General features: G+C 68.8%; 3 protein-coding genes. All 3 read right to left on the bottom strand.

Annotation, left to right across the window (positions count from 1 at the left end; all coding sequences use genetic code 11):
* Positions 1 to 1671 (bottom strand): methylmalonyl-CoA mutase (locus tag EHS43_RS41980; protein ID WP_125195733.1); only part of this gene is annotated, 1671 nt, incomplete at its 3' end.
* 75 nt (positions 1672 to 1746) lie between these two features.
* Entirely contained in the window at positions 1747 to 2085 is a 339-nt protein-coding gene (locus EHS43_RS41975) for a DUF3817 domain-containing protein (protein ID WP_125195732.1), read from the bottom strand.
* Positions 2086 to 2128: 43 nt separating this feature from the next.
* Positions 2129 to 2638 (bottom strand): MarR family winged helix-turn-helix transcriptional regulator, encoded by a 510-nt coding sequence (locus EHS43_RS41970; protein ID WP_125195731.1) that lies wholly within the window; start codon positions 2636 to 2638, stop codon positions 2129 to 2131.
* Between the last annotated feature and the right edge of the window lie 75 nt (positions 2639 to 2713).

Raw genomic sequence — 2713 nt, 5'->3', positions numbered from 1 at the left:
CCACTCCTCCCGCAGCACCCCGCAGATCTCCCCGAGGGTCGCCTCCGCGCGCACCGCGTCCAGCATCGGCCCGATCATGTTGGACCCGTCGCGGGCGGCAACGAGCATGCCATCCAGGGCCGTTCGTACGGCGCTCTCGTCCCGCTCCGCCTTCCGGCCCGCGAGCGCCCGCACCTGCTCCCGCTCCACCTCGTGGCTCACCCGCAGGATCTCCAGGTCCCCGGTGACCGACCCGTGGTGGACGTTGACCCCCACGACCCTCTTCTCGCCCTTCTCCAGGGCCTGTTGGTAGCGGAAGGCGGACTCAGCGATCTCGCCCGTGAACCAGCCGTCCTCGATGCCCCGAAGGATCCCGGAGGTCATCGGACCGATGGGATGCCGCCCGTCCGGGTGGGCCCTGAGCCCCCGCTCCTTGATCTGCTCGAAGATCTTCTCCGCGTCCGCCTCGATCCGGTCCGTCAACTGCTCCACGAACCACGAACCGCCCAGCGGATCGGCCACGTTGGCGACCCCGGTCTCCTCCATGAGCACCTGCTGGGTGCGCAGCGCGATCTCGGCGGCCTGTTCCGAGGGCAGGGCGAGGGTCTCGTCCAGGGCGTTGGTGTGCAGGGAGTTGGTCCCGCCGAGCACGGCCGCGAGCGCCTCGACCGCCGTACGGACGACGTTGTTGTACGGCTGCTGCGCGGTGAGCGAGACCCCGGCGGTCTGGGTGTGGAAGCGCAGCCACTGCGCCTTCTCGGACCGCGCCCCGTACACGTCCCGCATCCACCGCGCCCAAATCCTGCGCGCCGCACGGAACTTGGCGATCTCCTCGAAGAAGTCGACGTGCGCGTCGAAGAAGAAGGAGAGCCCGGGCGCGAAGACGTCGAGGTCCAGCCCGCGGCTCAGGCCCAGCTCCACGTACCCGAAGCCGTCGGCGAGCGTGTAGGCCAGCTCCTGCGCGGCCGTCGCCCCGGCCTCACGGATGTGGTAGCCGGAGACGGACAGCGGCTTGTAGGCGGGGATGCCGGCCGCGCAGTACTCCATCAGGTCGCCGATGAGGCGCAGGTGCGGCTCGGGCCGGAAGAGCCACTCCTTCTGCGCGATGTACTCCTTGAAGATGTCCGTCTGGAGCGTGCCGTTGAGGACGGAGGGGTCCACGCCCTGGCGCTCGGCCGCGACCAGGTACATGCAGAAGACGGGGACGGCGGGTCCGCTGATCGTCATGGACGTCGTCACGTCGCCCAGCGGGATGTCCCGGAACAGGACCTCCATGTCGGCCGCCGAGTCGATCGCGACCCCGCAGTGGCCGACCTCGCCGAGCGAGCGGGGGTCGTCGGAGTCCCGCCCCATGAGCGTCGGCATGTCGAAGGCGACGGACAGCCCGCCGCCGCCGTCGGCGAGGATCTTCTTGTACCGCTCGTTGGTCTGCTCCGCGTTCCCGAACCCGGCGAACTGCCGGATGGTCCAGGTCCGCCCCCGGTAGCCGGTCGGATACAGCCCGCGCGTGAAGGGGTACTCCCCCGGCCACCCGATCCGCTCGAAGCCCTCGTACACGTCCCCCGGCCGCGGCCCGTACACCGGCTCCACGGGGTCGCCCGACAGCGTGGTGAAGTCACCCACACGCCTGCGCGAGGCGTCGTACCGGGCCTGCCAACGACGGCGACCCTCTTCGATGGCGTCAGCGTCCATACCATCGAAGTTACTGGGACGTCCTAGTAAACGTCGACACGCAGCCGCCGTACGCGTGCCGTACGGCGGTGGGGGTTACGCCTTGACGGGTGCCGGAGCCCCGTCCGCGACCCTGCTCTCCAGCTCGCGGCTGACCTTCCGCTCGACGAAGAAGGCCGCCGTCGGGATCGTCCCGGCAAGCAGGACCCACAGCTGCTTGGCGACCGGCCACTTCGCCTTGGAGCCCAGGTCGAAGGCGAAGACGAGGTAGACCACGTACAGCCAGCCGTGCGCGATGCCGACGGCCGTCGTGAAGCTGTCGGCACCATCGATCTTGAGCAGGTACTTGGCGATGACGCCGAGGGTCAGCAGGACCAGTAGCACACCGGTGACGTAGGCCATGACGCGGTAGCGGGTCAGCACGCTCTTCTTCATGGCGTCGAGCGTAACCGTCCGTTCCGCGAGATCTTGTCCCGGGTCAGGCCTCGTCGAAGTCGTGCGCCGCCACCCTCAGCGGTCGCAGCATCGCGAAGATCTCCGCGCACTCCTCGGCGTCGTACACACCGAGCCCGAAGTCCATCGCCATGAGGTCCCGCGTGGCGGCCTCGACGACCTCTCGGCCCTTGTCGGTGATGGAGGCGAGGGTGCCACGGCCGTCGTTCGGGTTGGGGCGCTTGTCGACGAGACCGGACCTGACCAGGCGGTCCACGGTGTTGGTGACCGACGTGGGGTGCACCATGAGCCGCTCACCGATCTTCGACATCGGCAGCTCGCCCGCCTTGGAGAAGTTCAGCAGCACCAGTGCCTCGTACCGGGCGAACGTCAGTCCGTACGGCTTGACCACCGCGTCGACCTCGCCGAGCAGGATCTGGTGCGCCCGCATGATCGAGGTGATCGCGGCCATGGACGGCACGTTTCCCCAGCGCTGCTTCCAGAGTTCGTCGGCGCGGGCGATGGGGTCGAAGGGAAGACTGAGCGGCTTCGGCACGGCAACGACCTTACCGGCCGGTCACATCGTGGTCAGCCGTGTCTCGCTCTTCAGACTGTTCGGGGGTGGATTGGG

The organism is Streptomyces sp. RP5T (genome assembly GCF_003933965.1).
Lineage (GTDB): Bacteria > Actinomycetota > Actinomycetes > Streptomycetales > Streptomycetaceae > Streptomyces.
The sequence above is the reverse complement of the archived record's forward strand: the minus strand, read 5'-3'. Positions and strand labels throughout refer to the sequence as shown.

Excerpts from the sequence above, each read along its gene's own strand:
- EHS43_RS41975 (WP_125195732.1), bottom strand. The coding sequence starts at position 2,085 with ATGAAGAAGAGCGTGCTGACCCGCTACCGCGTCATGGCCTACGTCACC.